The organism is Leclercia adecarboxylata, from assembly GCF_006874705.1.
Taxonomy (GTDB): domain Bacteria; phylum Pseudomonadota; class Gammaproteobacteria; order Enterobacterales; family Enterobacteriaceae; genus Enterobacter; species Enterobacter adecarboxylatus_C.
Window position 1 is genome coordinate 496,016 of sequence record NZ_CP035382.1, and the last position, 26,776, is coordinate 522,791.

A 26,776-nucleotide genomic window follows, 5' to 3' on the forward strand; every position below is an offset into this window, starting at 1 on the left:
ATACGGGTCATAAAAGCAGTACGGCGTATCGCCCGTCTGGCGCTACCTCCACACTCTTCATAAAGGTTGTCTTATCTTGTCTCAATGCAAATTCACACTCACCCTTCTGCATCCCCGTTACTGGTTTACGTGGTTTGGTCTGGGTGTTCTGTGGCTGCTCGTACAACTTCCCTACCCGGTGCTGCTCTGGTTGGGTGCCACCCTTGGTAGTCTCTCGCGTCGTTTTCTGAAACGTCGGGAATCCATTGGCCGCAGAAACCTCGAGCTCTGTTTTCCGGCCTTATCGCCCGAAGAGCGCGAACATCTGATTACTGAAAACTTTAAATCCATCGGCATGGCGTTACTGGAAACGGGGATGGCCTGGTTCTGGCCGGACAAACGGGTACGCAAGTGGTTCGATGTCGAAGGTCTGGAAAATTTACAGCGTGCGCAGGCCAAAAACCGTGGAGTGATGGTGATCGGCGTGCACTTTATGTCGTTGGAACTGGGCGGTCGCGTGATGGGGCTGTGCCAGCCCATGATGGCCACCTATCGGCCGCACAACAGCGCGCTGATGGAGTGGGTACAGACCCGCGGTCGTATGCGGTCTAATAAGGCGATGATCAGCCGTAATAATTTACGCGGACTGGTCAGCGCCCTGAAAAAAGGGGAAGCGGTATGGTTTGCCCCGGACCAGGATTATGGCCGCAATGGCAGCAGCTTCGCCCCGTTCTTTGCGGTGAAAGATGTCGCGACGACTAACGGAACCTTCGTGATTTCACGCCTGTCCAAAGCCACGATGCTGACCGTCACAATGGTGAGAAAAACGGATAATAGCGGTTATCGCCTGTTTATCATGCCAGAACTGGAAAACTATCCGCAGGAAGAGGTTGCTGCCGCAGCCTGGATCAATAAGGTGATCGAGAAAGAGATCATGCGTGCGCCAGAACAGTATCTGTGGGTGCATCGCCGCTTCAAAACTCGTCCCGAGGGCGAGGCGTCCCTCTATCGTTAAGCCTCTGCCGAAGGTTAGTTTCGCCTTGAGACTAACCTTTTCAATCACCTGTAATCACCCCGCTTTATCGTTAGCACGCTATGTTGCTCAAGCGCGATTTATTACCCCACGAAATTAAACTGTCGCCGTTCCACGACACTCGTAAGTCGCGGAAATTATTTAAAAAAATGCATCTTGTCACCCCTGAAATTTAGGCGTACATTAGCGCCGTCTGGCAGCGGGAAGCGCAGAATTCTGAGCTGGAGTTGACGCCATAACGGGGATAATTCTCATTTCCGTCCTGGCCTGACTTCACCTCTCTATACTCAGTTGGACTCTGTATTTAATGCGTATCACGATATACGCGGAGCGATGAACGTGAAATATTTCTTTATGGGTTTTTCGGTTATTGTGTTCGCCTGGGTCGGCACTTTTGCCCTGATGATGAACTGAGCGAAGAAAATGCAGTTAAAAAAACAGGAGCCACTGGCTCCTGTTTTTTTTGGCGCTTACTGACCGGCCTGCTCTGGCGAGGTTTTTGTCGCCTGGGGCAACAGCCCGTCGGCACGGAACATGCTCTTGATCCCCCTCACCGCCTGACGAATACGGTCGCTATTCTCAATCAGCGCGAAACGCACGTGCGTATCGCCGTACTCGCCAAAGCCCACGCCCGGTGAGACGCAGACCTTCGCGTCCTGCAGCAGTTTCTTGGCGAACTCCAGCGAGCCCATTCCGGCGTAGGCGTCCGGGATTTTTGCCCAGACGTACATCGAGGCTTTCGGCATCTCGACCATCCAGCCCGCCTCATGCAGCCCTTTAACCAGCACATCGCGACGGCGTTTGTACTGGGCGGCGATATCTTTCACGCACTGCTGATCCCCTTCCAGGGCAGCAATGGCCGCCACCTGCAGCGGGGTAAAGGTGCCGTAGTCGTGATAGCTTTTAATGCGCGCCAGGGCGTTCACCAGCGTTTTGTTGCCGACCATAAAGCCGATACGCCAGCCCGCCATGTTGTAGCTTTTCGACAGGGTGAAGAACTCCACCGCCACGTCGCGTGCGCCGGGAACCTGCATAATCGACGGGGCTTTCCAGCCGTCATAGACGATATCGGCGTAGGCCAGGTCATGGACCACCAGCACATCGTAACGCTTCGCCAGGGCCACCACCTTTTCAAAGAAATCGAGTTCGACACACTGGGCGGTCGGGTTGGAGGGGAAACCGAGGATCATCATCTTCGGCTTCGGATAGCTTTCGCGGATAGCGCGTTCCAGCTCGTTGAAAAAGTCGACACCTTCCACCAGCGGCACGGAGCGTACCTGCGCGCCGGCAATGACCGCGCCGTAAATGTGGATCGGGTAGCTGGGGTTCGGCACCAGCACCGTGTCGCCATGATCCAGCGTCGCCAGCATCAGGTGCGCCAGCCCCTCTTTCGAGCCGATGGTAACGATGGCTTCGCTCTCGGGATCGATATCAACCTGATAGCGGTCCTGATACCAGCGCGAGATGGCACGGCGTAAACGCGGGATCCCTTTGGAGGTGGAGTAGCCATGCGTATCCGGGCGCTGGGCGACCGTGCAGAGTTTTTCCACGATATGCGGCGGCGTGGCGCCGTCCGGGTTGCCCATACTGAAATCAATAATGTCTTCGCCGCGCCGACGCGCAGCCATTTTCAGTTCAGCGGTAATATTAAACACATACGGGGGGAGACGATCGATACGCGAAAAACGGCGTTCAGGACTGGAATCAGCCATACCTACCTCAGATAACGTTAGCGCCCGGACCGTCCGAGCGACGTCGCCACGATGTGTGGCGTGCTTAGAAAATAACCTGAAAAAAATCGACTTGTCGAGAGGCAAAAATAAAAAAAACGTAGCGCTAAAACGGGAACACTGCTGCAGCTAAAACGGGAAGTGATAATAAAAAGAGGCATCTCTGATGCCTTTTTCTTAACATTTTAATATCAATGGATTTACGACTTTTGGGTGGTTTTTCTCACAAGTACAACTTTCAGGTGAACCTCAATTTATCCCCTTTGAACTGTATGGTTTATCCTCATTTCATAAATTCTACGGATGGCTGGTCATTGGGCGTCAGGTTTTTTATCATGGTTCTTTCCCGTTTTCCCAGGTTTACCCGTGCACGAAATATTCAATATGCTGCTGGCGGTCTTCGATCGCGCGGCATTAATGCTGATTTGCCTGTTCTTCCTGATCCGTATCCGCCTGTTCCGCGAGCTGTTGCATAAATCAGCCCACTCGCCGCGCGAGCTGCTGGCGGTCACCGTCATCTTTTCGATGTTTGCCCTGTTCAGCACCTGGTCCGGGGTGCCGGTGGAAGGCTCCCTGGTCAACGTGCGTATTATTGCCGTGATGTCAGGCGGGATCCTGTTTGGCCCCTGGGTGGGGATTATCACCGGCGTCATCGCCGGGCTTCACCGTTACCTGATCGATATCGGCGGCGTGACGGCTGTTCCCTGCCTTATCACCTGCGTCATCGCGGGCGCGATGTCGGGCTGGATCAACCGCAAATTCCCCAAAAAGCAGCACTGGCGGGCGGGCATTATCGGCGGGATGGTCTGTGAAACGATGACCATGATTCTGGTGGTGGCCTGGGCGCCGACCGCCGAACTGGGGCTGGATATTGTGTCGAAAATCGGCATCCCGATGATCCTCGGCACTGTCTGCATCGGCTTTATCGTGCTGCTGGTGCAGAGCGTGGAGGGTGAAAAAGAGGCCAGCGCCGCCCGGCAGGCCAAGCTGGCGCTGGATATTGCCAATAAAACCCTGCCGCTGTTTCGCGATATTAATGCCGAATCCCTGCGTCAGGTGTGCGACATCATCCGCAGCGATATTCACGCCGATGCGGTGGCCATTACCAATATTGACCGGGTGCTGGCCTACGTGGGCGTGGGCGAGCATAACTACCGGGATAATGACGATACCGTTAGCCCCACCACCCGACAGGCCATCAGCGACGGCAAAATCATCATCAAGAATAACGATGAAGCCCACCGCACCCCGGAGATCCACTCCATGCTGGTGATCCCGCTGTGGGAGAAAGGGATCGTCACCGGCACGCTAAAAATTTACTACTGCCACGCGCACCAGATCACCTCATCCTTGCAGGAGATGGCGGTCGGGCTGTCGCAGATTATCTCCACCCAGCTGGAGGTGTCCCGTGCCGAGCAGCTGCGGGAGATGGCCAACAAAGCCGAGCTACGCGCCCTGCAGAGTAAAATTAATCCCCATTTCCTGTTCAACGCCCTGAACGCCATCTCCTCATCGATCCGCCTGAATCCGGACACCGCCCGTCAGCTGATCTTTAATCTGTCGCGCTACCTGCGCTACAACATTGAGCTGAAGGATGATGAGCAGATCGACATCAAAAAAGAGCTCTACCAGATTAAGGATTACATCGCCATCGAGCAGGCGCGGTTTGGCGATAAGCTCACCGTCATCTATGACATAGATGAAGAGGTGAACTGTGTGATCCCGAGTTTGCTGATCCAGCCGCTGGTGGAGAACGCCATTGTCCACGGTATTCAGCCGCGTAAGGGTAAAGGCGTAGTGACGATAAGCGTGGCGGAGTGCGGTAACCGCGTGCGGGTGGCGGTACGCGACACCGGCCACGGTATCGATCCGAAAGTGATTGAGCGGGTGGAGTCGAACGAAATGCCCGGCAATAAAATTGGCCTGCTGAATGTTCACCACCGCGTGAAGTTGCTCTATGGTGAAGGGCTGCACATTCGCCGCCTTGAGCCGGGTACCGAGATCGCCTTTTATGTGCCTAATGAACGCTCCGCCGTTCATGCGCAGACGTTGTTATTGTCGTAGAGAGAGTGCCCATGAAAGTCATCATTGTGGAAGATGAAATACTCGCTCAACAGGAGCTGAGCTGGCTTATCAAAGAACATAGCCAGATGGAGATTGTCGGCACCTTTGAGGACGGGCTGGACGTGCTGAAATACCTTCAGCACAACAGGGTCGACGCCATATTTCTGGATATTAATATTCCGTCGCTGGACGGCGTGCTGCTGGCGCAAAACATCAGCCAGTTTGCCAGTAAGCCTTTTATCGTCTTTGTTACCGCATGGAAAGAGCATGCGGTGGAGGCGTTCGAGCTGGAAGCCTTCGACTATATTCTGAAGCCGTATCAGGAGTCGCGGATCGTCAGCATGCTGCAAAAGCTTGAGCAAGCCTGGCACCAGCAGTCGGGCGCGGGACAGGTCGCAGCCTCACCGGTAACGCGTGAAAACGACACCATCAATTTGATCAAGGACGAGCGCATCATCGTGACGCCGGTGGACGATATCTATTACGCCGAAGCGCATGAGAAGATGACGTTTGTCTATACCCGTCGCGAGTCGTTCGTGATGCCGATGAACATCACCGAGTTCTGCAGCAAGCTGCCGACGAGCCATTTTTTCCGCTGCCACCGTTCGTTCTGCGTAAACCTGCACAAGATCCGCGAGATCGAGCCCTGGTTTAACAACACCTACATTTTGCGGCTGAAGGATCTGGATTTTCAGGTGCCGGTAAGTCGCAGCAAGGTGAAAGATTTTCGCCAGCTGATGCACCTGTGAAGGCGATCCCCGGTGAACGGACGTTCACCGGGGAGGAAGGATTACAGCACCTGGCCGAGGGTCTGGCGCAGATGCGCCCCGGCACCCAGCAGGCCCGGGTTGTCATGCACGATCAGGTATACCGGGATGTCCCGAACGTAGTCGCGGAAGCGGCCCTTGTCTTCAAACCCGCCGCGGAAGCCGGAGGATTTAAAGAAGTCGAGGAAGCGCGGTACGATCCCACCCGCGATGTAGACCCCGCCAAAGGTGCTCAGATTCAGCGCCAGGTTGCCGCCAAAACGCCCCATGATGACGCAGAACAGCGACAGCGCACGACGGCAGTCGGTGCAGCTATCTTCCAGCGCGCGTTCGGTTACGTCCTTCGGCTGCAGGTTTTCCGGCAGACGCCCGTCAGACTTGACGATTGCCCGGTAGAGATTCACCAGCCCCGGGCCCGAGAGCACGCGCTCCGCCGACACGTGGCCGAGCTCTGCGCGCAGCTCTTCGAGGATAATGCCCTCTTCTTCGCTGTTAGGCGCGAAATCCACGTGGCCGCCTTCGCCTGGCAGGCTGATCCAGCGCTTGTCGACGTGTACCAGATGCGAGACGCCAAGACCGGTGCCGGCACCGTAAACGGCGATCGGCTTACCTTCCACTGGCTGGGTACCGCCGAACTGGATCAGATGTTCCGGTTTTAACATCGGGATCGCCATCGACACCGCGGTAAAGTCGTTAATAATTTCCAGATGCGCAAAGCCAAGGTTGGCTTTCATCTCCGCCGTGGAAAACGCCCAGGTGTGGTTGGTCATCGCCACCCAGTCACCGGTAATCGGGCAGGCAATGGCGATACTGCCATCCTCAACGCTGACATCATGCTCGGTCAGATAGACACGAACCACCGCTTCAAGGCTGGGATAATCCAGCCCGGAATAGGTTTTGGCGCGGGAGATCTCCCCCGAGTTGACGTCACATAACGCCAGACGCGCGTTAGTGCCTCCTACATCACCTACCAAAGCATACTTTGTCATTCTTCTACTGCTCCGCTAAAGTCAAAATAACTCTTTGGCACACTCTAAATTCAAGGCCCGATAACAACAACGACCTGAATAAAAGCACCCCAGGATTATCGATCTTCGTCACAGATTCACTTTACCGTTTCAGCACCATTTGCACTATTAGCATCAGTCTGAGCGTGCAAAGTAAAGACCGCCAATTTTTACAAGGAAATCATCATGCTCCATCCGCGAGCCAGAACGATGCTGCTATTGGCCCCTCCCGCGCTGATTATTGGCGTCGCCTCCAGCCTGATTCTGATTGTGATTATGAAAGTCGCCTCAGTATTACAGTCAATTCTGTGGACGTCACTGCCTTCCACGGTCGGCCTCAGCGCGAGCTCCCCGACCTGGGTGATTTTGACCCTGACCCTGACCGGTATCGCCGTAGGGCTGGTGATCCGCTACAGCCCGGGCCACGCCGGGCCGGACCCGGCGACAGAACCGCTGATTGGCGCGCCGGTGGACGCCGCAGCCCTGCCCGGGCTGATTATCGCCCTGATTATCGGACTCGCGGGGGGCGTCAGCCTCGGGCCAGAGCATCCGGTGATGGCGGTGAATATCGCCCTCGCCGTTGCCGTGGGTTCGCGTGTCTTTCCCCGAGTTAACGCCCTGGACTGGACCATCCTCGCCTCGGCGGGCACCATAGGCGCGCTGTTCGGCACGCCCGTCGCAGCGGCCCTGATATTCTCCCAGACCCTGAGCGGCAACGCCGAGATCCCCCTCTGGGATCGCCTGTTCGCCCCGCTGCTGTCTGCGGCCGCCGGCGCTCTGACCACCAGCCTGTTTTTCCATCCCCACTTCTCCTTGCCCCTCGCCCACTACAGCCAGATGCAGCTGGTGGATATTTTTAGCGGGGCGATTGTCGCCGCCATTGCCATCGCGCTGGGGATGGTGGCGGTCTGGTGTCTGCCGCGCCTGCACCGGCTGATGCATCGCCTGAAGCACCCGGTACTTATTCTTGGTGTGGGTGGGCTGATACTGGGGATCCTCGGTGCTATCGGGGGCAACATTACGCTGTTCAAAGGACTGGATGAGATGCAGCAGATGGCGTTCGGCCAGCTGTTCAGCGTCTCAGATTATCTGCTCTTTGCGCTGATCAAACTGGCGGCGCTGGTGGTGGCAGCGGCCTGCGGTTTTCGCGGGGGGCGCATTTTCCCGGCGGTCTTTATCGGCGTCGCCCTGGGGTTGATGCTGCATGAGCACGTCGAGGCGGTACCGGCGGCGATCACCATCTCCTGTTCAATTCTGGGGCTGGTGCTGGTTGTTACCCGGGATGCCTGGCTGAGCCTGTTTATGGCGGCAGTGGTGGTGCCAGACACCACCCTGCTGCCATTGCTCTGTATCGTGATGCTGCCCGCCTGGCTGTTGCTGGCGGGCAGACCGATGATGATTGCCTGGCGCGAAGATAAGTAATCAGGCGCTTTTACGCGCTTCCAGCGCCTGGATGATGCCGCTCAACAGCGGCGGAACATCGGCTTTCGGCAGCATGACCTCAATCAGCGAAAGCCGTTCCGGGTGCGCCACTCTCTCCAGCACCTCTTCCAGCTGCACCGTCTCACTCACCCGCCAGCACTCGGCCTGACAATCCAGGCTGAGGGCCTGCGGGATCTGCGTCCAGTTCCACAGCGCAATGTCGTTATAGCGCTGATTCGGGCCGTGAATGGCACGCTCCACCGTGTAGCCTTCGTTGTTCAGGACCATGATCACCGGGCGCTGTTTATCCCGCAGCATCGAGCCCAGCTCCTGAATCGTGAGCTGCGCCGCGCCGTCGCCGGTGATGGCAATCACGCGGCGATCCGGGCAGGCCGTCTGCGCGCCATAGGCGGCGGCAAGGGTATAGCCAATCGAGCCCCAGATCGGCTGAACGATAAAATTCACGTCTTCGGGTAAACGCAGCGCGCCGGCACCAAAGGCCGAGGTGCCCTGATCGGCGAGAATAATATCCCCGGGGCGAATAAAGGTTTGCAGCGTTTTCCAGAAACTATCCTGCGTCAGCGTGCCGGGATGGACCGCATGCAGCTGCCGTGCCGGACGGTTCGCCGCGGTGGCGCTGACGTACTGATGGCACAGGCTCGAGAGCACCTCAATCGCCTGGGACATTGGGATCCCTGTGTACCAGACATCCCCGATCCGCGAGGCGTGGGGCTGAACGTCAATCGTCTGCTGATGCGTAAGCTTATGGGTGAACCCGGCGGTAAGCGTATCGGTAAATCGTGTCCCCACGCAGATCACCGTATCGGCGCCTTCAATGGCCTCGTTGACGTCGCCCGCACTGGCAGAACCGCTATAGGTGCCCGCGAAGCCCGGTTTGCGCTCGTCAAAAATTCCTTTCCCCATCAGCAGGGTGGCGTGCGCCATTGGCGTCTGCTCCACCCAGCGCTGGAGCTGGTTTTTCAGACCGTAGCGCAGGACCAGGAAATCGGCCAGCAGCGCGGTGCGGTCGCTCGCAGCCAGCCGTTTCTCTGCCGCCTGGCGGAAGGCATCGAGGCGGAAGCTGTCGCTTTCATAAAGACGGTCAATGAGAGCGCTTACAGGCGGACTGGCAGGTTTTTTGGCCACATCAGCAGGTAGCATGATGTAGCCGGGACGGCGCTCCCGGAGCATTTCGGTCAATACCCGGTCGATTTCATAGCAGGCATTTTGTTCGGTGAGGTGCGCCTGCGCGACGGTCACGGGCTCACTCATTTTATAGAAGTGACGAAACTCGCCGTCACCGAGGGTATGGTGCAGCAACTCCCCTCTTTTTTGCGAGGCGCTTCCCGGCGCACCCACGATATGCAGAACCGGTACGTGCTCGGCGAAACTGCCCGCGATACCGTTCATGGCGCTAAGCTCGCCCACTCCAAAGGTGGTCAGCAGCGCGGCAAACCCTTTGCAGCGCGCGTAGCCATCCGCGGCGTAGGCGGCGTTCAATTCGTTAGCACAACCCACCCAGCCAATATCCGGGCTGGCGATAACGTTATCGAGGAACTGTAAGTTGTAGTCGCCTGGCACACCAAACAGATGATCGGCACCACAATCTGTAAGGCGGTCCAGCAGGTAATCGGCGACGGTGTAGGGGGTAAGCATGACTATTATCCTTATAATGTTGACTTCACTTTGAGTATTGAAGAAGCGTGATAGCTGTCCAGGAATGGTTATAATCAGAGCGTGGAAACCATGCTTTACGTATTTTTGCGCGGTAATCTGTTTGCTTCGGTCGTGGTGTAAACGTATACACTGAATGACTTTCTGACGCAGAGGGAAAAACTCATGGGTTACCAGGCAGATCAAAACCGTTATCAATCAATGGTGTATCAACGATGTGGGCAAAGTGGTCTTAAGCTGCCCGCCATCTCCCTCGGGCTGTGGCACAACTTTGGCGACGCCACCCTGATTGAAAACAGCCGTCAACTTTTACATCGTGCCTTCGATCTGGGCATTACCCATTTCGACCTTGCCAACAACTACGGTCCGCCGCCGGGATCGGCAGAGCGTAACTTCGGGCGGATCCTGCAGGAAGATTTCAGCGCCCTGCGCGATGAGCTGATCATCTCCAGCAAAGCGGGCTATACCATGTGGGACGGGCCTTACGGCGACTGGGGCTCGCGTAAATACCTGATTGCCAGCCTCGACCAAAGCCTGAAACGGATGGGACTGGAGTATGTCGACATCTTCTATCATCATCGCCCGGATCCGGAAACGCCGTTGCAGGAGACGATGAAAGCGTTGGACCACGTCGTGCGTCAGGGCAAGGCGCTGTATGTCGGGCTGTCCAACTACCCGGCAGAGCTGGCCCAACAGGCTATCGAGATCCTCGATGATTTAGGCACCCCCTGCCTGATCCACCAGCCTAAATTTTCGATGCTGGAACGCGCGCCTGAGGAGGGATTACTGGATGTGCTTAAGCAGAAGGGGGTGGGATGCATCGCATTTTCGCCGCTCGCAGGTGGCCAGCTGACCGACCGTTATCTGAACGGGATCCCGGCAGATTCCCGCGCGGCCAGCGGCAGCCGCTTCCTGAACCCGGATCAGATCACGGAAGAAAAGCTGGTGAAGGTCCGTAAACTCAATGCGCTGGCCGAACGCCGTAATCAGAAATTGTCGCAGATGGCGCTGGCCTGGGTATTACATCACGAAGCTATCACCTCAGTGCTGATTGGTGCCAGCAAAACGGCGCAAATCGACGACGCCGTAGGTATGCTGGCGAATCGTCACTTCACGCCTGAGGAACTGAACGAAATAGAATCTATCCTGAGCAGCGCGAATTAAAAGCACTTTTAGCAAAAAGTGCTATGCCTTCTGAATTAGGAGTTAAAGCGATTATCCGGGGCTTTACCGCCCCTTAATATTGCGTTAACAAGCCGATTACGGCTCCGATCGTGAAGGAGAATAATAATGTTCAGGTCCCTGATTCTGGCAGCAGTATTAATGGCTTCAGCTCCGCTGGTCGCTAATGCTGGCGAAATCACCCTGTTGCCATCAGTAAAATTACAAATTGGCGATCGCGATAATTACGGTAACTACTGGGACGGTGGCGGCTGGCGTGACCGCGGCTACTGGCATCGTAATTATGAATGGCGTGGCAAACGCTGGCACAAACATGACAACGGCTACCATCGTGGCTGGGATAAACGTAACGCCTATGAGCGCGGCTACCGCGAAGGCTGGCGGGATCGTGATGACCATCGCGGCCGCAAAGGTCACGGACACGGTCATCGTCACTAATATAAAAAAGGCGCCTCGCGGCGCCTTTTTTTATAACCCCAACGCCGTGCCGATAAGCAGCCACAGGTTCAGGGCTACCACCAGCACCACTATCGCCCACCCTGCCCGTTTGACCAATGCACTGTTCACCAGATCGCCCATCAACGTCTTGTCGCTGGTAAACACCAGCAGCGGCACCAGCGCCAGCGCAATACCAAAACTCAGCAGCACCTGACTCATGACCAGAATGCGGGTTGGATCCAGCCCCATCAGGATCACAATAAAGGACGGCAGCATAGTGACGGCGCGACGCACCCATAAGGGAATATGGAAGCGCACAAATCCCTGCATCACAACCTGCCCCGCCAGGGTTCCGACCACCGTCGACGAGAGTCCCGCCGCCACCAGGCTCAGGCCAAAAATGGTGGCCGCCGCGTGGCTGAGTAAAGGTTCCAGCGTCAGATAGGCCTGATCGAGATCGGCAACACCGGTATGGCCGTTGAAGTGGAATGCCGCCGCAGCGGTGGCCATCATCGCCAGGTTAACAAAACCGGCGATAGTCATGGCGATCGCCACGTCCCATTTGGTTGCAGAGTAACGTTCATGGCGCGACCCTTCGTGCAGGTTTTGGGTCAGCGAGGAGTGCAGGTAAATCACGTGCGGCATAATCGTCGCCCCCAGAACCCCGGCCGCCAGGAAGACCGCTTCGGTGGTGGGCAGGCTCGGGATCGCCATCCCTTTACCTAACTGTACGAAGTCAGGCTGGGAGAAAATCAGCTCAACAATATAGGCCGCCGCTACGAACAGCAGCAGGCCACCAATCACCTTTTCGAGCGGCTTCTGCCCGCGTCGTTGCAGCATCAGGATCAGGAAGGTGGCGATACCGGTTAAAACCGCGCCCTGCAGCAGCGATACGCCCAGAATCAGCTTAAAGCCGATCGCGGCTCCGATGAATTCTGCAAGGTCGGTCGCCATGGCGATTATCTCGGCCTGCACCCAGTAAAACCAGACCAGCGGACGCGGATAGTGGTCGCGGATCTGTTCTGCGAGGTTTTTACCGGTGGCAATGCCCAGTTTGGCCGACAGCACCTGGATCATCATCGCCATCAGGTTGGCCCACACCACCACCCACAGCAGCTTATAGCCGAAGCTGGCCCCGGCCTGGATGTTGGTCGCAAAATTACCGGGATCGATATAGCCAATGGCGGCAATAAACGCAGGTCCCATTAATGCAAACCGCATTTTGCGTGCTGCTCTGCCACTGCTACTCTCATCAACGCGACTATTGGTCATTTTTGCCTCAGAAATATAGCCTTTGCTATGTTTAATGCTATCAAAATGCGAATGATTATCAAGTTCATTTAGTTTGTTTGTATTGATTACAGTGATAGCGAAGAACAATAAGCAGGCTGGACTCGTGGATAGGCTGACGGGCAAAAAATGCACGCAACCTTTGTGAAGCGTAGCACAGAAACTTAACTTTTAATTCATTTACACAACATAACGAAAATGTATCGTATGTCACTATTTTTGAGTCTCGTCACAGGACGTGACTATAGTGTGGCTTTGATCTCGTTTTCTTTACGCTTGTTTCATAGAATGTGCAGCGAAATTAAACCTGCCTCATATTTGGAGCAAATATGGACCGCGTCCTACATTTTGTCCTGGCACTCGTTGTTGTTGCCGTGCTTGCGTTGCTGGTCAGCAGCGATCGCAAAAAGATCCGCATTCGCTATGTTGTTCAGTTACTGGTTATTGAAGTATTGCTCGCCTGGTTCTTCCTGAACTCAGACGTGGGGCTGGGCTTTGTGAAAGGCTTCTCCGAGATGTTCGAAAAACTGCTCGGATTCGCTAACGAAGGGACCAACTTCGTGTTCGGTAAAATGAACGATGAAGGTCTGGCATTCTTCTTCCTGAAGGTGCTGTGCCCTATCGTCTTCATCTCTGCCCTGATCGGTATTTTGCAGCACATTCGCATTCTGCCAATTGTGATCCGCGCTATCGGTACCGTGCTGTCTAAAGTGAACGGCATGGGCAAACTGGAATCTTTCAACGCCGTAAGTTCCCTGATCCTTGGTCAGTCTGAGAACTTTATCGCCTATAAAGACATCCTCGGCAAAATGTCCCGCAATCGCATGTACACCATGGCGGCCACGGCAATGTCCACCGTTTCCATGTCTATCGTGGGCGCGTACATGACCATGCTTGAGCCAAAATACGTGGTTGCTGCGCTGGTTCTGAACATGTTCAGCACCTTTATCGTTCTGTCACTGATCAACCCGTACCGCGTGGATGAGAGTGAAGAGAACCTGCAGATGGCTAACCTGCATGAAGGTCAGAGCTTCTTCGAAATGCTGGGTGAATACATCCTGGCAGGCTTCAAGGTAGCGGTTATCGTTGCGGCGATGCTGATCGGCTTTATCGCCCTGATCTCCGCGCTGAACGCCCTGTTTGCTGCCGTGCTGGGCATCTCCTTCCAGGGCATTCTGGGTTACATCTTCTACCCGGTAGCCTGGGTAATGGGTGTGCCGGCAAGCGAAGCGCTGCAGGTGGGCAGTATTATGGCAACCAAACTGGTTTCTAACGAATTCGTCGCGATGATGGATCTGCAGAAAATCGCCGGTTCCCTCTCCCCGCGCGCCGAAGGCATTCTCTCCGTCTTCCTGGTCTCCTTCGCCAACTTCTCTTCTATCGGTATTATCGCCGGTGCGATTAAAGGCCTGAACGAAGAGCAGGGTAACGTGGTTTCCCGCTTCGGTCTGAAACTGGTTTACGGCTCCACGCTGGTCAGCGTCCTGTCTGCGTCTATCGCTGCACTGGTTCTGTAATCAGCTAAAAAAACCGGGGACTTATCCTCCCCGGTTTTTTTACGCCTGTAATTCATTGAGCGGGCGCGGTTTGCCCACTAAATACCCCTGAAGATAATCTACCCCCGAGGCGAGCAACATCTCGCGCTGCTCCTCCGTTTCGACATACTCCGCCACCACACACAGGGACCGGGTCTTCGCCAGGTTACAGATGGACTTCACGATCATCGCATCCATACTGTCACTACAAATATCCTTCACGAAGCAGCCATCAATTTTGATGACATCCGCCTGCAGGCGCTTGAGACGTTCATAATTGGCGTAACCGGTACCGAAATCGTCGATGGCAAGCTTGAAGCCGTAGTGACGCAGCTGCTGAATGTTGGCGATACTGACTTCCGAATTAGAGAACGCCTGCTCTTCGGTCACCTCGATGATCACCGTCTGCGGCCTTATCCCGTAGCGTTCAAACAGGGCAATGATCTCCGTCGCGACCTCTTTCTGCATCAGCGTCAAGGGCATCAGGTTCACCGAGAAACGCGCACAGCAATTTTCCGAGGGATGATCCCGCAGCCATGCCAGCAACGCCTCCACCACGCTGATATCGAAGCGCCGACTCAGGTTAAATTGCGCCACCAGCGGCAGAAACTTATCGGGGGTCAGGATCTCCCCTTCGCTCTCCAGACGCGAAAGGATTTCGTGGTAGCCCACGCCATCGCCTCTCTGGATGGGCTGCGCATACAGGCGTAAGTCGCCCTCATCCAGCGCCCGTTTGACCCGGCTGAGCATTAGCACGCGCTCCGTCGTCTGCCCTGAGACCGTCTCCAGACTGTTATTCAGCGACAGAACCTGATGCGCCGGGCAGGACTTTTCGGCCAGCCAGCTGAGCTGACCCAGCGTATGGTAAAGACTTTCACCGCATTTGTACTCCACGCCTCCCCAGGCGCCGCCAAACTCAATATCCAGCCCGGTGTTGTTCCAGTAGATTTTACGGCTATTCAGATGATCAACAATGTGCTGTAACCGCGCCCCCGTTTCCGGGCCGCTGAGCACCACCACCAGTTCATTACCGGGGATCTGGAAAACATATTCATTAGGCATCAGCAACGGCTGCAACTCACGAATGATGGCGCGTTTACACTGCACCCGCATCATCAGGCCATAATGACGACTCAGAAACTCCAGGTTATCCATTCGCAAACAGCAGAGGGTGATGCCCTTGTTGTCAGTCAGAAAGGACTCCAGGGCGCGCAGGTTACGCAAGCCGGTCAGCGGATCGACCAGCGCCCTCTCCTGCCAGCCACGCTTAAGCCATTCGCTGCGCTGATAAATGCGCGACATATAAGCCAGACAGATGGCGAATGAGATAAGTACCGACAGCACAAACGCCAGCGAGTAACCATTCTGCACGCCCTGCAAAAAATTGCTGTTATAGGTCAGCAGCATCAATGCGCTCAACGCCCAACCCAGGATTATCAGCGGATAGCGAAATCGACTGATGCCAATTGTAAATAAAATGAAAATAACAGGCACCAGATAGCCGGCAATAATATCTGACGTAAAGGGTAAACAGAGCAGAAGAAGCCCAACAATAAGGCAAATAAGTAATGCAGATGTAAATAACTGGTTTCGGGACGAAAAGGAATTATGTATATTTCTTCGCCAGAAGGCGCGCGCATAATTCGGATTAATAATCATTCTTAACGGATAATAGAACAGCATGGTAAAGATGATAACGGCGCAAACCAGGCTCTGAACATCGACAACATGATATATTACTGAGCCCCGGTCGGTGAAATTGGCGAGGGTAACGGGAAAATCGCAAATATAGCCTGCCAGGTACATCGACAGTTTTATTGCCAGCGGCAGAACAAACCCCAGCCACGCAATGCGCGCCGCCATGAACCGGCTGGGAACATGGTAGCGCCAGCGCGACCCCACCTGCCAGCGGAGTATGGCGCATACCGCTAAAGTACTAAATACCTGGCAAAAAAGCAGGATAAGATCCTGCTTTGCCGACAGCTGTAAATTCCATTCGTTAAGGATGGCAAAGCTGATAATAATCGGCAGGATGGCCTGACGACCAAATAATAATACGATCGCCAGCATGACGCTCAGCGGCATCCAAGCAAGATAAACCTCAAAGCCATCGACAACAGATTTGGGTGAAATAAGGCGGGAAAAAGGCACGACAATCATGCATAACGCCAGAGCAAGCAGGAAGCTCTTTCCGTTAATATCAATTATGTTTTTCATTAATTTTATTTAACTGTTTACCTGGCGAAATTAAATCCATATTAATAATAGATTCTTTAAAACCGTGATTCAACATTCCAGGCCAGGAAAAGTCATTACATAAAGTAAAGTTTTTACCCAAAAAAGCGATGTATTTGTCAACGTGGTGATAGTAAAGGATTTATTGCAGGCATAAAAAAACCCCCGCCATTCGGCGAGGGTTCAAATTTTGGTGGAGCTAAGCGGGATCGAACCGCTGACCTCTTGCATGCCATGCAAGCGCTCTCCCAGCTGAGCTATAGCCCCACAATTTTGTTTACGCGCCAGACTCTGTTGGGTTCAGAGTTTGGTGGAGCTAAGCGGGATCGAACCGCTGACCTCTTGCATGCCATGCAAGCGCTCTCCCAGCTGAGCTATAGCCCCATCGCGTAAAGCGTGTCGTGTTGACGGGCGGCATAATATGAATTCCCTTGCTGAGTGTCAACGGCAAATTATCACTCTGGCGTTCAACCGCTGAAAATTCATGCAAATGAATCACATTGCGAGAATGCTCGCAGTCATGAGTTAATCTTGTCACGTTTTCCAGTAAAACGGTGTTATAAAATGAACCACTCATTACCCACACTCTTACTCAGGAAATTGCATGATCAAGGAACGAATGACGCCAGAAGAGTTGGCCCGGCTCACTGGCTATAGCCGACAGACCATCAATAAATGGGTGCGTAAAGAGGGATGGTCCACATCGCCAAAACCTGGTGTTCAGGGCGGTAAAGCGCGTCTGGTCCATGTTAATGAGAAAGTACGGGAATTTATTCGCAATGCGCGTCGAGCCCCGGATGTGGCGACCTTACTGGAAGCAACCCCGGATAACTCGCTGCAGGCCCTGCTGATCACGCTGGCCAACGAAATGACACCGACAGAACAGAAACAACTTACCTCTTTATTACTCCGGGAAGGGATCACCGGATTGTTGCAACGCTTAGGGATTCGCGATCAGAACTGATATGAAAAGATTACGTAGCAAAATGACCACCGAGGAGCTGGCGGATACGCTGGGCGTCGCCAGACAGACCGTAAACCGCTGGGTGCGCAAAAATGACTGGAAGACGGAAGGGATCAATGGCGTAAAAGGTGGGCGGGCGCGCCTTATCTATATTGATGCGCAGGTGCGTGCGCACATCATGAATATTCCCGCCATTCGTAAACGACAGGCCCTCTACCAGCTGGCAGAGAGCACGGCCAGCTACGGTGACGCCAAGCCGGTTGCCGTGCTTCCTGGGATCATCAACGCGCTGGAGAATATGACCTTAACGGAACAGGAGCGGCTTGAAACGCTGCTTACACGGGAAGGGATACAAGGTTTTCTCGTGCGGCTGAGCATTCATCAGCCTGAGAATTAAAAAACGGCAGGGAAACCTGCCGTTTTATTTTTTACTTCCTGATTACTGCTGGCTTTCGCGCTCAGCAATAAAGTCGAGCGCTCTGTTAATACGCGCCACGCTGCGGGTTTTACCAATCGCGTGTACCGTAACGTCCAGAGCAGGAGACTGACCGGCACCGGTAACGGCTACGCGCAGCGGCATGCCAACTTTACCCATTCCGACTTCCAGCTCATCCGCTGTCGCCTGAATAGCATGATGCACATTCTCAGCGCTCCAGTCGGTAATGGCGGCCAGCTTGTCGCGAACCACTTCCAGCGGCTGACGCGCAACCGGACGCAGGTGTTTCTTCGCGGCGTCGGCATCGAACTCGTCATACTCTTCATAGAAGTAGCGGCAGTTTTCCGCGATCTCTTTCAGGGTCTTACAACGTTCACCCAGCAGTTTAATCAGGTCGGCCAGTTGAGGACCGTTGCGGGTATCGATGTTTGCCTGCTCGATGTGCCACTGCAGCTGGGTCGCAACGTACTCTGGTGGCAGAGTATTGATGTAGTGATGGTTCAGCCACAGCAGTTTATCGGTATTGAACGCACTGGCAGACTTACCCACCGCACTCAGGGTGAAGAGCTGGATCATCTCTTCACGGCTGAAGATCTCCTGATCGCCGTGGGACCAGCCCAGACGCACCAGATAGTTGAGCAGGGCTTCCGGCAGATAGCCGTCGTCACGGTACTGCATCACGCTGACTGCACCATGGCGTTTGGACAGTTTTTTACCGTCGTCGCCGTTGATCATCGACACGTGCGCGTAAACCGGAACCGGGGCATTCAGCGCTTTAAGGATGTTGATCTGACGTGGGGTGTTGTTGATATGGTCTTCGCCACGCACCACGTGGGTGATCGCCATATCCCAGTCATCGACCACGACGCAGAAGTTATAGGTTGGAGAACCGTCGGTACGGCGGATAATCAGATCGTCCAGCTCCTGGTTGCTGAATTCGATCGGGCCGCGGATCTGATCGTCAAAAATGACCGAACCTTCCTGCGGGTTTGCGAAACGCACCACGCATGGCTCGTCCGCGGCGTGATGTTGGTGATCGTGGCGGCAGCGACCGTCGTAACGCGGCTTTTCATTATTTGCCATCTGCTCTTCACGCAGGGCTTCCAGACGCTCTTTCGAGCAGTAGCACTTATACGCCGTGCCCGCTTCAAGCATCTCATCAATAACCGCGTTATAGCGATCAAAACGTTTGGTCTGGAAATATGGGCCTTCATCCCACTCCAGGTTAAGCCAGTTCATACCATCCATAATGGCTTCGATTGCTTCCGGCGTGGAGCGTTCGAGATCGGTGTCTTCGATACGCAGCACAAACTCACCGCCCTGGTTGCGAGCAAACAGCCAGGAATAGAGAGCAGTACGCGCGCCGCCGACGTGCAGATAGCCGGTCGGGCTTGGCGCGAAGCGAGTTTTGATTTTCATGAAGTGGCCTTACAGTGATAAAGATGCCGACAACCGGCATATCCTGGAAACTAAAGTGGGCAATATTCTATCACTCCCGCCTGATTCCTCAATCTTGTTGCTGTCAGATCCTTATTCATAGCCGTTTTTGTTTAGAAATCATGCATCACTGGTGGTTTCGCGATCGTTTTGTTTAATTTTACGACGAACGAACAAAATCTTTAGAAAAGCCGTTGACTCATTTTCAACTCTCCCTATAATGCGACTCCACACAGCGGGGGTGATTAGCTCAGTTGGTAGAGCATCTCCTTTACACGGAGGGGGTCGGCGGTTCGAGCCCGTCATCACCCACCATCTACTTCGATAGATGCCGCAGTGTAGATAAGAATTGAGAATGGGCGATTAGCTCAGTTGGTAGAGCATCTCCTTTACACGGAGGGGGTCGGCGGTTCGAGCCCGTCATCGCCCACCATTCTCACTTTATCGATAGCAGTTCCGAAATGGGCGATTAGCTCAGTTGGTAGAGCATCTCCTTTACACGGAGGGGGTCGGCGGTTCGAGCCCGTCATCGCCCACCATTTCGGGTCGTTAGCTCAGTTGGTAGAGCAGTTGACTTTTAATCAATTGGTCGCAGGTTCGAATCCTGCACGACCCACCAATGTAAAAAAGCGCTCTAAAGGCGCTTTTTTGCTGTCTGCGATATAGACGATTCGAACCTGCAGCAGGTTCGAGCCGAACACAGTGAGGCACCGGAGCCGTACGGCGACGGCCCGAAGGGCGAGCGAAGCGAGTCATCCTGCACGACCCACCAATGTAAAAAAGCGCCCTAAAGGCGCTTTTTTGCTATCTGCGATTTCTGCCAATACAGGTAGTTTCACTCAAGTCCTTCTATTCCCTGCCGATATCTCTTTCTTTGGCAGAGGAAATACGCATGACCACCATCCAGGCCTCCACACCTTCCATACAAACTCAAAGCAGTGGCAGCAGCAGTTCCGGCGGCAACGATATCGCTTCTCAGATCAGCCGCATCACGGCCCAGATAACTAAACTGACCCAGCAGCTCAAAGAACTTGCCGATGGAAGCGGTAGCGCTGAGGAAAAAAAGAAACAGCAAGAGCTTATTCAGAATCAGATCGCCATGCTGGAGGCGCAGCTGGCCCAACTGCAACATCGTCAGGCTGAAGAAGCACAACAGAAACAAGAACAAAATCAGGCCAAAGCGGAAGGGATTAATACCCCTTCTGCCGATCACCAGATTGATATCTACGTTTAATGCTCCCCGGCAGTAAACAGTGGATCCCGTATGCGGGCCTCGGTCAGCCGCTGCGCCTGCATACGAACCACCTCCCACAGTGCCTGTGCCGCCCCTGACAAAGAACGGTTCTTACGCCGTACCAGCATCAGCTTACGCTCGACAATCGGCGTGAAACGTTTGACCGTTAACCGGCTCCCCTGGGGCAACGGCAGCGCCAGTGCAGGAAGTACGCTGATGCCAATCCCGGCTTCCACCATCGGAAAGAGCGTGGCGGGATGGCCGATCTCCTGCACAATCGTCGCCTTTACCTGCTGTTCTGCAAGGGCTGCATCAATAAGGGGCCGGCTGCCAGAGGCGTAATCCTGTAACACCAGCTTTGCCCCCTGTAGCGCCTGCCAGGTGACCTGCTCATGAGCGGCAAGAGGATCGTCGTCACGGCAGAGCAGTAAGAAGGGCTCCGAGAGCACCTCTTCGCACTCGAGGTCGCTGACCGGCCCCGGATCGATAACGATGCCGAAATCTACTTCCCCCTGACGGATGCTCTCCAGTACCCACTGCTGCGGTCGGTCGTGCAGCACAAAATTGATATCCGGATATTGCTGATTACTCTGCGCGATGCAGTGAGGAATGAGATGTGCCGAAATGGTCTGGCTGGCAGCGACGCGCACCGTCCCGGAGAGCTGCTGCCCTACCCGGCCCACGTCCCGCAAAGTGCTGGAGAGTTCATCGAGGATCCTTTCCAGCCGGGCCGCCAGCTGATGACCCGCCTCGGTCAGCATCACTTCTCGGGTGGTTCTGTCGATCAGCCGCACGCCGGTCTGCTGCTCCAGCTCTTTCACGCTGTGGCTGACCGCCGACTGGCTCAGGCCGATAATTTCCCCTGCACGGCTAAAACTTTTCGCCTGCGCGACGGTAACAAAAACACGCAACTGTCGTAACGAGTAATTCATCTGTTTTACTCATGAATTGATGCAATAAATCAATTTTATTTCTCAAAAGGAAGAAAGCACAATAGCGCTATCTGTTTTCAGGAGTGTTTATGAAACTTTTCCGCATTCTCGATCCGTTCACCATCACCCTTATCGTGGTTGTCCTGCTCGCCTCCTTCTTCCCCGCCGAGGGTGGCTTTGTGCCGTTTTTTGAAGGCCTTACCACCGCCGCCATCGCGCTGCTGTTTTTTATGCACGGGGCAAAGCTCTCCCGGGAAGCAATTATCTCCGGCGGTAGCCACTGGCGACTGCATCTGTGGGTAATGTGCAGCACCTTTGTCGTTTTCCCGGTGCTGGGCGTGCTCTTTGCCTGGTGGGCGCCGGTCAATGTCGATCCGGCACTCTATACCGGCTTCCTGTATCTCTGTATTTTGCCGGCTACGGTGCAGTCAGCCATCGCCTTTACCTCAATGGCGGGTGGCAACGTGGCGGCGGCCGTCTGCTCGGCGTCCGCCTCCAGCCTGCTGGGGATTTTCCTCTCGCCGCTGCTGGTTGGCCTGGTGATGGACATGCACGGGGCGGAAGGCAGTCTGGAGCAGGTGGGCAAAATCATGCTGCAGCTGCTGCTGCCGTTTGTGCTGGGACATCTTTCCCGTCCGTGGATCGGAGCCTTTGTGGCGAAGCATAAGAAGTGGATTGCCAAAACCGATCAGTCATCGATTCTGCTGGTGGTTTACTCCGCCTTCAGCGAAGCCGTAGTCAATGGCATCTGGCATAAAGTCGGGATCGGATCGCTGCTGTTTATCGTGGTGGTCAGCCTGGTGCTGCTGGCAATTATTATTGGTATCAACGTGTTTGCCGCGCGCCGCTTCGGGTTTAACAAAGCCGATGAGATCACCATTGTCTTCTGCGGTTCGAAAAAGAGCCTGGCAAACGGGATCCCGATGGCCAATATTCTGTTTCCAACCTCGGTGATTGGGATGATGGTGCTGCCGCTGATGATCTTCCACCAGCTACAGCTGATGATTTGCGCGGTCATGGCGCGTCGCTACAAACGCCAGACCGACGAGTTGCAGGCCCAGGAGCAGGCCCGCACGGCAAAAGTTTAAGGACGACGCAGGGGCTGAACCAGCTGGGTCAGCCCTTCGGTTTTAATCAGCAACGTGAGCGCCATCAGCTCGCCAAGATGCCCGGCAGGAAACTCATCCTTACGGGCAAACCACAGCAGATACTCTTCCGGCACATCAATCAGTCGACGGCCTTTATACTTCCCGAAGGGCATTTCGGTATTGGCTATCTCGATAAGCTGCGCTTTATCCACGTTACTCTCCCAACAGACGCAGCATCTCTGCTTCATCAATCACGTCAATACCCAGCTCCTGAGCCTTTGCCAGCTTGGAGCCCGCCGCTTCCCCGGCAATCACCAGGTCAGTTTTCTTCGACACGCTGCCGGCCACTTTAGCCCCCAGCGCCGTCAGACGCGCTTTGGCATCATCGCGAGAAAGCTGGCTCAGGCTACCGGTTAGCACGACGGTTTTCCCGGCGAACGGGCTGTCGATCTCTTCGGCATTGATCACCTGCGGCGCCGGCCAGCGAATGCCTTCGTTAAGCAGCTGACCGATCACCTCGCGGTTGCTCTCTTCCGAGAAGAAATTAAAGACGTGAGTGGCGACCACAATGCCGACGTCCGGCACCTTTTGCAGTTCGTCAATCGTGGCCTTTTCAAGCGCCTCCAGCGTACCAAAATACGCTGCCAGCCCCGCCGCGGTCGCCTCGCCCACTTCACGGATACCCAGTGCATAGAGGAAACGGGCAAAGGTGGTGTCTTTGGATTTTTCCAGCGCGTCGGCCACGTTCTGCGCGGATTTCGGCCCCATCCGATCCAGTCCGGTCAGCTTACCCGGCGTCAGGCGGAACAGGTCAGCCGGCGTATGAACGTACTCTTTCTCAACCAGCTGATCGATGATTTTGTCACCCATGCCGTCAACGTCCATCGCCCGACGAGAGACGAAGTGCTTCAGCGACTCTTTGCGCTGAGCGCCGCAGACTAAACCGCCGGTACAGCGGGCCACAGCCTCGCCTTCAACGCGTTCAACGTCTGAACCGCACACCGGACAGTGGGTTGGGAATTCAACCGCGCGCGTATCTTCAGGACGTTCTGACTCCACCACGTTCACCACCTGCGGGATCACGTCCCCGGCACGGCGGATAACCACCTTATCGCCAATACGCAGCCCCAGACGGTCGATCTCATCGGCGTTATGCAGGGTCGCGTTGCTGACCAGCACCCCTGCCACCTGAACGGGCTCCAGACGCGCAACCGGCGTTATTGCCCCGGTACGACCCACCTGGAACTCCACGTCGCGCACAAAGGTCATCTGCTCCTGCGCCGGGAACTTAAAGGCTACCGCCCAGCGCGGTGCACGGGCGACAAAGCCCAGCTGTTCCTGAAGCGCGAGGGAGTTAACTTTGATCACCACCCCGTCGATATCAAAGCCCAGCGTCGGACGATCTGCTTCGACCTGCCGATAAAACGCCAGTACCGCTTCCGGTGAGTCGCACAACTGCACACGGTTACTCACCGGCAGCCCCCATGCCTTAAACTGCAGCAGGCGGCCCAGATGGGTATCGGGCAGCTCGCCCCCCTCCAGGATACCTACGCCATAGCAGAAGAAGGTCAGCGGGCGTTTTGCGGTAATGCGCGGATCCAGCTGGCGCAACGATCCTGCCGCAGCATTGCGTGGGTTGGCGAAGATTTTGCCACCGGTGCGGCGCGCCTCTTCGTTAATTTTTTCAAAGCCCGCCTGCGGCAGGAACACTTCCCCGCGCACTTCCAGACGTGCCGGAATGTTTTCACCATGCAGCTTAAGCGGGATAGCGCGGATGGTGCGCACGTTGGTGGTAATGTCCTCGCCGGTGGTGCCGTCGCCGCGAGTGGCGGCCCGGGTCATCACACCGTTTTCATACAGAATGCTGACGGCAAGACCATCCAGCTTCAGCTCGCAGCACCAGCTCAGGGCATCGGTCTGCTTCAGGCGATCCTGGACGCGTTTGTTGAAGGCGAGGAAGCTCTCTTCGTCGAACACGTTATCCAGCGACAGCATCGGCACTTCATGACGCACCTGGCTGAAAAAGGCCAGCGGCGCGGCGCCGACACGCTGAGTCGGTGAGTCCGGGGTAATTAAATCGGGACGCTGCGCTTCAAGCTCGCGCAGTTCACGCATCAAACGGTCATATTCCGCGTCCGGCACTTCGGGCGCATCCATCACATGATAAAGATATTCATGGTGGCGAAGCGTGGTTCGCAGTTCGGTAAGTTGTTGTTCGATTGAGTCCATGTGTCGCACCATTAATGAGAAAAACCCCCGACATGCGGGGGTTGAAGAGGTGTGAAACAAAACGCGGAAATTTACGCGTTAGCTTCTTTAACTTCGCGGATGCGGTCCTGATACTCGCGCAGTTTCTGCGGCGTCATCATTCGACGCTGATCGTCGAGCACCATACCACCGACTTCGTCCGCGATATGCTGGGCAGACTGCAGCATCAGCTTGAAGTTTTGCAGTTCATCGCCATAAGACGGCACCTGCATAAAGATGGTAATGCCCGGGGTAGTGAAATCACCGGTCATCTCCGGATCAAAGGTTCCAGGGTTAACCATATTCGCCAGGCTGAACAGCGATGGGCCGCTTCCGTCCGGGCTCAGATGGCGATGGAAGATGTTCATATCGCCATATTTGAAGCCCGCCTGGTGGATGCTGTTAAGCAGCACTTCGCCATTGATGGTCGTGCCCTGGTGGGCCGCCACGCTCATGACAATAACCGTCTCTTTGCGCTGCGGCTTTTCAACCACTGGCGCAGCTTCAACTACCGGTTCCGGCTCGACAACAGGTGCAGGTGCAGGGGCCGGCTGCGGTTGCGGCGCTGGTGCGACAGGCTGAGGTGCCTGCTGCACCACCGGCTGCGGTTCAGGCTGAGCGGCATACTGGGGTTGCTGCACAGGTTGCTGGCGCACAGGCTCATGCTGCTGCGGTTGCGGCTGGTGTACCGGCTCGACCACCGGCTGCGGTGCAGCAGGACGTGGCTGAGCAGATGCGTAAGGCGGCTGGTACTGATGCTGCGGAGGCTGACGAGGCGCTTCTTGCTCCCCATGGCCTGCGCCGGGCGCAGTATTGGCCCGATGAACGCGTACTTCACCCACACCCTCGTCTTCCGTTTCTTCGATATCGTCATCGCTATCGTCGTCACGAGTAGACTTCATGCGCTTCAGTGGGCGATCGCGAAACATAGAAGAGCGCTCTTTACGGCTGGTCCAGAAACCATGTACCAGTAAAGCGATTATGGCGATCGCGCCAACAATGATTAATATCAGACGCAAATCCTGCATCATTATATTCTCTGTTGTTCTAACACCTTGCCACCACGGCAAACATTTACTCACTAAGAGTATTTGCCGATTACGTCAAGTGCAAGTGTATGGGGAGCATTCGCAGCATAAAGATGAACTAAATCGTGCTTTATGCTGTTTTTTCGAACATTTCCGAACTGGTCAACGCGCCGCAACTGGCTAATATAGGCAGGCAATTTCACTGGTTGTGATAAAAGGAGCTCAACCTGGTTATGGTTTCATCAACATCTTCCCCTCCCCGCAGCGGCGTCTGGTACTTTTCTCAGGGCTGGAAACTGGTTTCGCTGCCGGGTATCCGGCGCTTTGTGATCCTCCCGCTGCTGATTAACATTTTGCTGATGGGGGGTGCCTTCTGGTGGCTGTTTACCCGCCTGGACACCTGGATCCCGGCGCTCATGAGCCACGTTCCCGACTGGCTGCAGTGGCTGAGCTATCTCCTGTGGCCCGTGGCGATCGTTTCGGTGCTGCTGGTGTTTGGCTACTTTTTCTCAACCCTGGCTAACTGGATAGCCGCGCCCTTTAACGGCCTGCTGGCTGAACAGCTTGAAGCGCGTCTGACGGGCGCTACGCCGCCGGACACCGGCGTTCTGGGCATCATGAAAGATCTGCCGCGCATTATGAAACGTGAATGGCAGAAGTTCGCCTGGTACCTGCCCCGCGCTATCGTGCTGCTGATCCTCTACTTTATTCCGGGGATCGGGCAGACGGTTGCCCCGGTGCTATGGTTCCTGTTCAGCGCGTGGATGCTGGCGATCCAGTATTGCGACTACCCGTTCGATAACCACAAAGTCCCGTTCAAAGAGATGCGTACCGCCCTGCGTGCCCGCAAAATGACCAATATGCAGTTTGGCGCGCTGACCAGCCTGTTCACCATGATCCCGTTCCTGAACCTGTTCATCATGCCGGTTGCGGTTTGCGGCGCAACGGCGATGTGGGTTGACTGTTACCGTGATAAACACGCGTTATGGAAATAATGCAAAAATGTGTAAACGAGGGATGGCTTATGCCATCCCTTATTCCATACTGATCCCCA

General features: G+C 55.2%; 23 protein-coding genes, 6 tRNA genes and 1 other RNA gene. 18 read left to right on the forward strand and 12 right to left on the reverse strand.

Going from position 1 to position 26,776, the window contains the following annotated elements; genetic code table 11:
• Positions 1–73: 73 nt before the first annotated feature.
• Both lpxP and ES815_RS24110 read left to right on the forward strand, forming a co-directional pair.
• Positions 74–994, forward strand: a complete 921-nt coding sequence (lpxP, locus tag ES815_RS03340; protein ID WP_142486619.1) for a kdo(2)-lipid IV(A) palmitoleoyltransferase — start codon at positions 74–76, stop codon at positions 992–994.
• A 372-nt stretch (positions 995–1,366) separates the two neighbouring features.
• The gene (locus ES815_RS24110) at positions 1,367–1,426 is read left to right on the forward strand and encodes a hypothetical protein (RefSeq protein ID WP_223610505.1); all 60 of its coding nucleotides are present in this window, start codon (positions 1,367–1,369) and stop codon (positions 1,424–1,426) included.
• A gap of 56 nt (positions 1,427–1,482) precedes the next feature.
• Here ES815_RS24110 and alaC read toward each other — a convergent pair whose 3' ends face one another.
• Positions 1,483–2,724, reverse strand: a complete 1,242-nt coding sequence (gene alaC, locus ES815_RS03350) for an alanine transaminase (protein ID WP_142486620.1) — start codon at positions 2,722–2,724, stop codon at positions 1,483–1,485.
• Positions 2,725–3,108: 384 nt separating this feature from the next.
• Here alaC and ES815_RS03355 point away from each other — a divergent pair, with 384 nt between their 5' ends.
• Positions 3,109–4,806, forward strand: a complete 1,698-nt coding sequence (locus tag ES815_RS03355) for a sensor histidine kinase (RefSeq protein WP_142486621.1) — start codon at positions 3,109–3,111, stop codon at positions 4,804–4,806.
• 11 nt (positions 4,807–4,817) lie between these two features.
• Complete coding sequence (locus tag ES815_RS03360; RefSeq protein WP_142486622.1) at positions 4,818–5,555, forward strand: LytR/AlgR family response regulator transcription factor; 738 nt, start codon at positions 4,818–4,820, stop codon at positions 5,553–5,555.
• Positions 5,556–5,596: 41 nt separating this feature from the next.
• On the opposite strand, the gene glk is transcribed toward ES815_RS03360, so the two are convergent.
• Complete coding sequence (gene glk, locus ES815_RS03365; RefSeq protein ID WP_142486623.1) at positions 5,597–6,562, reverse strand: glucokinase; 966 nt, start codon at positions 6,560–6,562, stop codon at positions 5,597–5,599.
• A 204-nt stretch (positions 6,563–6,766) separates the two neighbouring features.
• Here glk and ES815_RS03370 point away from each other — a divergent pair, with 204 nt between their 5' ends.
• Positions 6,767–8,002 (forward strand): ion channel protein, encoded by a 1,236-nt coding sequence (locus tag ES815_RS03370; protein ID WP_142486624.1) that lies wholly within the window; start codon positions 6,767–6,769, stop codon positions 8,000–8,002.
• Here the strand turns inward: ES815_RS03370 and ipdC are convergent, their stop codons facing one another.
• Positions 8,003–9,658 (reverse strand): indolepyruvate decarboxylase, encoded by a 1,656-nt coding sequence (ipdC, locus tag ES815_RS03375; RefSeq protein ID WP_142486625.1) that lies wholly within the window; start codon positions 9,656–9,658, stop codon positions 8,003–8,005.
• A gap of 183 nt (positions 9,659–9,841) precedes the next feature.
• On the opposite strand from ipdC, the gene mgrA reads away from it, so the two are divergent.
• Complete coding sequence (gene mgrA / locus ES815_RS03380; protein WP_142486626.1) at positions 9,842–10,840, forward strand: L-glyceraldehyde 3-phosphate reductase; 999 nt, start codon at positions 9,842–9,844, stop codon at positions 10,838–10,840.
• A 126-nt stretch (positions 10,841–10,966) separates the two neighbouring features.
• Positions 10,967–11,296: a DUF2502 domain-containing protein YpeC gene (ypeC, locus tag ES815_RS03385; protein WP_142486627.1), complete on the forward strand. Its 330-nt coding sequence runs from the start codon at positions 10,967–10,969 to the stop codon at positions 11,294–11,296.
• Between the two features lie 30 nt (positions 11,297–11,326).
• Here ypeC and ES815_RS03390 read toward each other — a convergent pair whose 3' ends face one another.
• Positions 11,327–12,568: an Nramp family divalent metal transporter gene (locus tag ES815_RS03390; RefSeq protein ID WP_142486628.1), complete on the reverse strand. Its 1,242-nt coding sequence runs from the start codon at positions 12,566–12,568 to the stop codon at positions 11,327–11,329.
• 347 nt (positions 12,569–12,915) lie between these two features.
• On the opposite strand from ES815_RS03390, the gene ES815_RS03395 reads away from it, so the two are divergent.
• On the forward strand, positions 12,916–14,103 hold the full coding sequence (locus tag ES815_RS03395) for a NupC/NupG family nucleoside CNT transporter (protein ID WP_039032602.1): 1,188 nt from the start codon (positions 12,916–12,918) through the stop codon (positions 14,101–14,103).
• Between the two features lie 39 nt (positions 14,104–14,142).
• Here ES815_RS03395 and ES815_RS03400 read toward each other — a convergent pair whose 3' ends face one another.
• The 3 genes from ES815_RS03400 to ES815_RS03410 all read right to left on the reverse strand — a co-directional run bounded on the left by ES815_RS03400 (position 14,143) and on the right by ES815_RS03410 (position 16,740).
• Positions 14,143–16,338: an EAL domain-containing protein gene (locus tag ES815_RS03400; protein WP_142486629.1), complete on the reverse strand. Its 2,196-nt coding sequence runs from the start codon at positions 16,336–16,338 to the stop codon at positions 14,143–14,145.
• Positions 16,339–16,547: 209 nt separating this feature from the next.
• A tRNA-Ala gene (locus ES815_RS03405) sits at positions 16,548–16,623 on the reverse strand.
• Between the two features lie 41 nt (positions 16,624–16,664).
• A tRNA-Ala gene (locus ES815_RS03410) sits at positions 16,665–16,740 on the reverse strand.
• A gap of 220 nt (positions 16,741–16,960) precedes the next feature.
• Between ES815_RS03410 and ES815_RS03415 the strand changes: the two genes are divergently transcribed.
• Positions 16,961–17,320, forward strand: coding sequence for a YfeC-like transcriptional regulator (locus ES815_RS03415; protein ID WP_142486630.1), 360 nt, complete (start codon positions 16,961–16,963; stop codon positions 17,318–17,320).
• A gap of 1 nt (position 17,321) precedes the next feature.
• Positions 17,322–17,717 carry a YfeC-like transcriptional regulator gene (locus ES815_RS03420; protein ID WP_142486631.1) on the forward strand — a complete coding sequence of 132 codons (396 nt, stop codon included), beginning with the start codon at positions 17,322–17,324 and terminating at the stop codon, positions 17,715–17,717.
• A gap of 42 nt (positions 17,718–17,759) precedes the next feature.
• Here ES815_RS03420 and gltX read toward each other — a convergent pair whose 3' ends face one another.
• Positions 17,760–19,175, reverse strand: a complete 1,416-nt coding sequence (gene gltX, locus ES815_RS03425) for a glutamate--tRNA ligase (RefSeq protein WP_106994676.1) — start codon at positions 19,173–19,175, stop codon at positions 17,760–17,762.
• 257 nt (positions 19,176–19,432) lie between these two features.
• On the opposite strand from gltX, the gene ES815_RS03430 reads away from it, so the two are divergent.
• The 6 genes from ES815_RS03430 (at position 19,433) to ES815_RS03455 (ending at position 20,427) form a co-directional block, all read left to right on the forward strand.
• Positions 19,433–19,508: transfer RNA gene (locus ES815_RS03430), tRNA-Val, on the forward strand.
• 42 nt (positions 19,509–19,550) lie between these two features.
• Positions 19,551–19,626 (forward strand) — tRNA-Val (locus ES815_RS03435).
• Between the two features lie 30 nt (positions 19,627–19,656).
• Positions 19,657–19,732: transfer RNA gene (locus tag ES815_RS03440), tRNA-Val, on the forward strand.
• A gap of 4 nt (positions 19,733–19,736) precedes the next feature.
• Positions 19,737–19,812, forward strand: a tRNA-Lys gene (locus ES815_RS03445).
• Positions 19,813–19,839: 27 nt separating this feature from the next.
• A non-coding RNA gene (locus ES815_RS03450) (RtT sRNA) lies at positions 19,840–19,965 on the forward strand.
• 120 nt (positions 19,966–20,085) lie between these two features.
• Positions 20,086–20,427 (forward strand): FlxA-like family protein, encoded by a 342-nt coding sequence (locus tag ES815_RS03455; RefSeq protein WP_142486632.1) that lies wholly within the window; start codon positions 20,086–20,088, stop codon positions 20,425–20,427.
• On the opposite strand, the gene ES815_RS03460 is transcribed toward ES815_RS03455, so the two are convergent.
• Positions 20,424–21,359 carry a LysR family transcriptional regulator gene (locus tag ES815_RS03460; protein ID WP_142486633.1) on the reverse strand — a complete coding sequence of 312 codons (936 nt, stop codon included), beginning with the start codon at positions 21,357–21,359 and terminating at the stop codon, positions 20,424–20,426. The genes ES815_RS03455 and ES815_RS03460 overlap by 4 nt on opposite strands.
• A gap of 89 nt (positions 21,360–21,448) precedes the next feature.
• On the opposite strand from ES815_RS03460, the gene ES815_RS03465 reads away from it, so the two are divergent.
• Positions 21,449–22,447 carry a bile acid:sodium symporter family protein gene (locus ES815_RS03465; RefSeq protein ID WP_142486634.1) on the forward strand — a complete coding sequence of 333 codons (999 nt, stop codon included), beginning with the start codon at positions 21,449–21,451 and terminating at the stop codon, positions 22,445–22,447.
• Here the strand turns inward: ES815_RS03465 and ES815_RS03470 are convergent.
• The 3 genes from ES815_RS03470 to zipA all read right to left on the reverse strand — a co-directional run bounded on the left by ES815_RS03470 (position 22,444) and on the right by zipA (position 25,725).
• Complete coding sequence (locus ES815_RS03470) at positions 22,444–22,659, reverse strand: DUF3820 family protein (RefSeq protein WP_032612964.1); 216 nt, start codon at positions 22,657–22,659, stop codon at positions 22,444–22,446. The two genes, ES815_RS03465 and ES815_RS03470, sit on opposite strands and share 4 nt — an antisense overlap.
• Before the next feature lies 1 nt (position 22,660).
• A complete protein-coding gene (ligA, locus tag ES815_RS03475; protein ID WP_142486635.1) occupies positions 22,661–24,676 on the reverse strand; it encodes an NAD-dependent DNA ligase LigA in 2,016 nt (671 codons plus the stop codon).
• Between the two features lie 71 nt (positions 24,677–24,747).
• The gene (gene zipA, locus ES815_RS03480) at positions 24,748–25,725 is read right to left on the reverse strand and encodes a cell division protein ZipA (protein ID WP_142486636.1); all 978 of its coding nucleotides are present in this window, start codon (positions 25,723–25,725) and stop codon (positions 24,748–24,750) included.
• A 230-nt stretch (positions 25,726–25,955) separates the two neighbouring features.
• On the opposite strand from zipA, the gene cysZ reads away from it, so the two are divergent.
• Positions 25,956–26,717, forward strand: a complete 762-nt coding sequence (cysZ, locus tag ES815_RS03485; protein WP_032612971.1) for a sulfate transporter CysZ — start codon at positions 25,956–25,958, stop codon at positions 26,715–26,717.
• Positions 26,718–26,776: the final 59 nt, after the last annotated feature.

Bases quoted from the DNA above. Each gene is read 5' to 3' on its own strand.
- alaC (WP_142486620.1), bottom strand. From the start codon at position 2,724: ATGGCTGATTCCAGTCCTGAACGCCGTTTTTCGCGTATCGATCGTCTC.
- ES815_RS03360 (WP_142486622.1), top strand. From the start codon at position 4,818: ATGAAAGTCATCATTGTGGAAGATGAAATACTCGCTCAACAGGAGCTG.
- glk (WP_142486623.1), bottom strand. From the start codon at position 6,562: ATGACAAAGTATGCTTTGGTAGGTGATGTAGGAGGCACTAACGCGCGT.
- ES815_RS03370 (WP_142486624.1), top strand. From the start codon at position 6,767: ATGCTCCATCCGCGAGCCAGAACGATGCTGCTATTGGCCCCTCCCGCG.
- ipdC (WP_142486625.1), bottom strand. From the start codon at position 9,658: ATGCTTACCCCCTACACCGTCGCCGATTACCTGCTGGACCGCCTTACA.
- mgrA (WP_142486626.1), top strand. From the start codon at position 9,842: ATGGGTTACCAGGCAGATCAAAACCGTTATCAATCAATGGTGTATCAA.
- ypeC (WP_142486627.1), top strand. From the start codon at position 10,967: ATGTTCAGGTCCCTGATTCTGGCAGCAGTATTAATGGCTTCAGCTCCG.
- ES815_RS03390 (WP_142486628.1), bottom strand. From the start codon at position 12,568: ATGACCAATAGTCGCGTTGATGAGAGTAGCAGTGGCAGAGCAGCACGC.
- ES815_RS03395 (WP_039032602.1), top strand. From the start codon at position 12,916: ATGGACCGCGTCCTACATTTTGTCCTGGCACTCGTTGTTGTTGCCGTG.
- ES815_RS03400 (WP_142486629.1), bottom strand. From the start codon at position 16,338: ATGAAAAACATAATTGATATTAACGGAAAGAGCTTCCTGCTTGCTCTG.
- ES815_RS03415 (WP_142486630.1), top strand. From the start codon at position 16,961: ATGATCAAGGAACGAATGACGCCAGAAGAGTTGGCCCGGCTCACTGGC.
- ES815_RS03420 (WP_142486631.1), top strand. From the start codon at position 17,322: ATGAAAAGATTACGTAGCAAAATGACCACCGAGGAGCTGGCGGATACG.
- gltX (WP_106994676.1), bottom strand. From the start codon at position 19,175: ATGAAAATCAAAACTCGCTTCGCGCCAAGCCCGACCGGCTATCTGCAC.
- ES815_RS03455 (WP_142486632.1), top strand. From the start codon at position 20,086: ATGACCACCATCCAGGCCTCCACACCTTCCATACAAACTCAAAGCAGT.
- ES815_RS03460 (WP_142486633.1), bottom strand. From the start codon at position 21,359: ATGAATTACTCGTTACGACAGTTGCGTGTTTTTGTTACCGTCGCGCAG.
- ES815_RS03465 (WP_142486634.1), top strand. From the start codon at position 21,449: ATGAAACTTTTCCGCATTCTCGATCCGTTCACCATCACCCTTATCGTG.
- ligA (WP_142486635.1), bottom strand. From the start codon at position 24,676: ATGGACTCAATCGAACAACAACTTACCGAACTGCGAACCACGCTTCGC.
- zipA (WP_142486636.1), bottom strand. From the start codon at position 25,725: ATGATGCAGGATTTGCGTCTGATATTAATCATTGTTGGCGCGATCGCC.
- cysZ (WP_032612971.1), top strand. From the start codon at position 25,956: ATGGTTTCATCAACATCTTCCCCTCCCCGCAGCGGCGTCTGGTACTTT.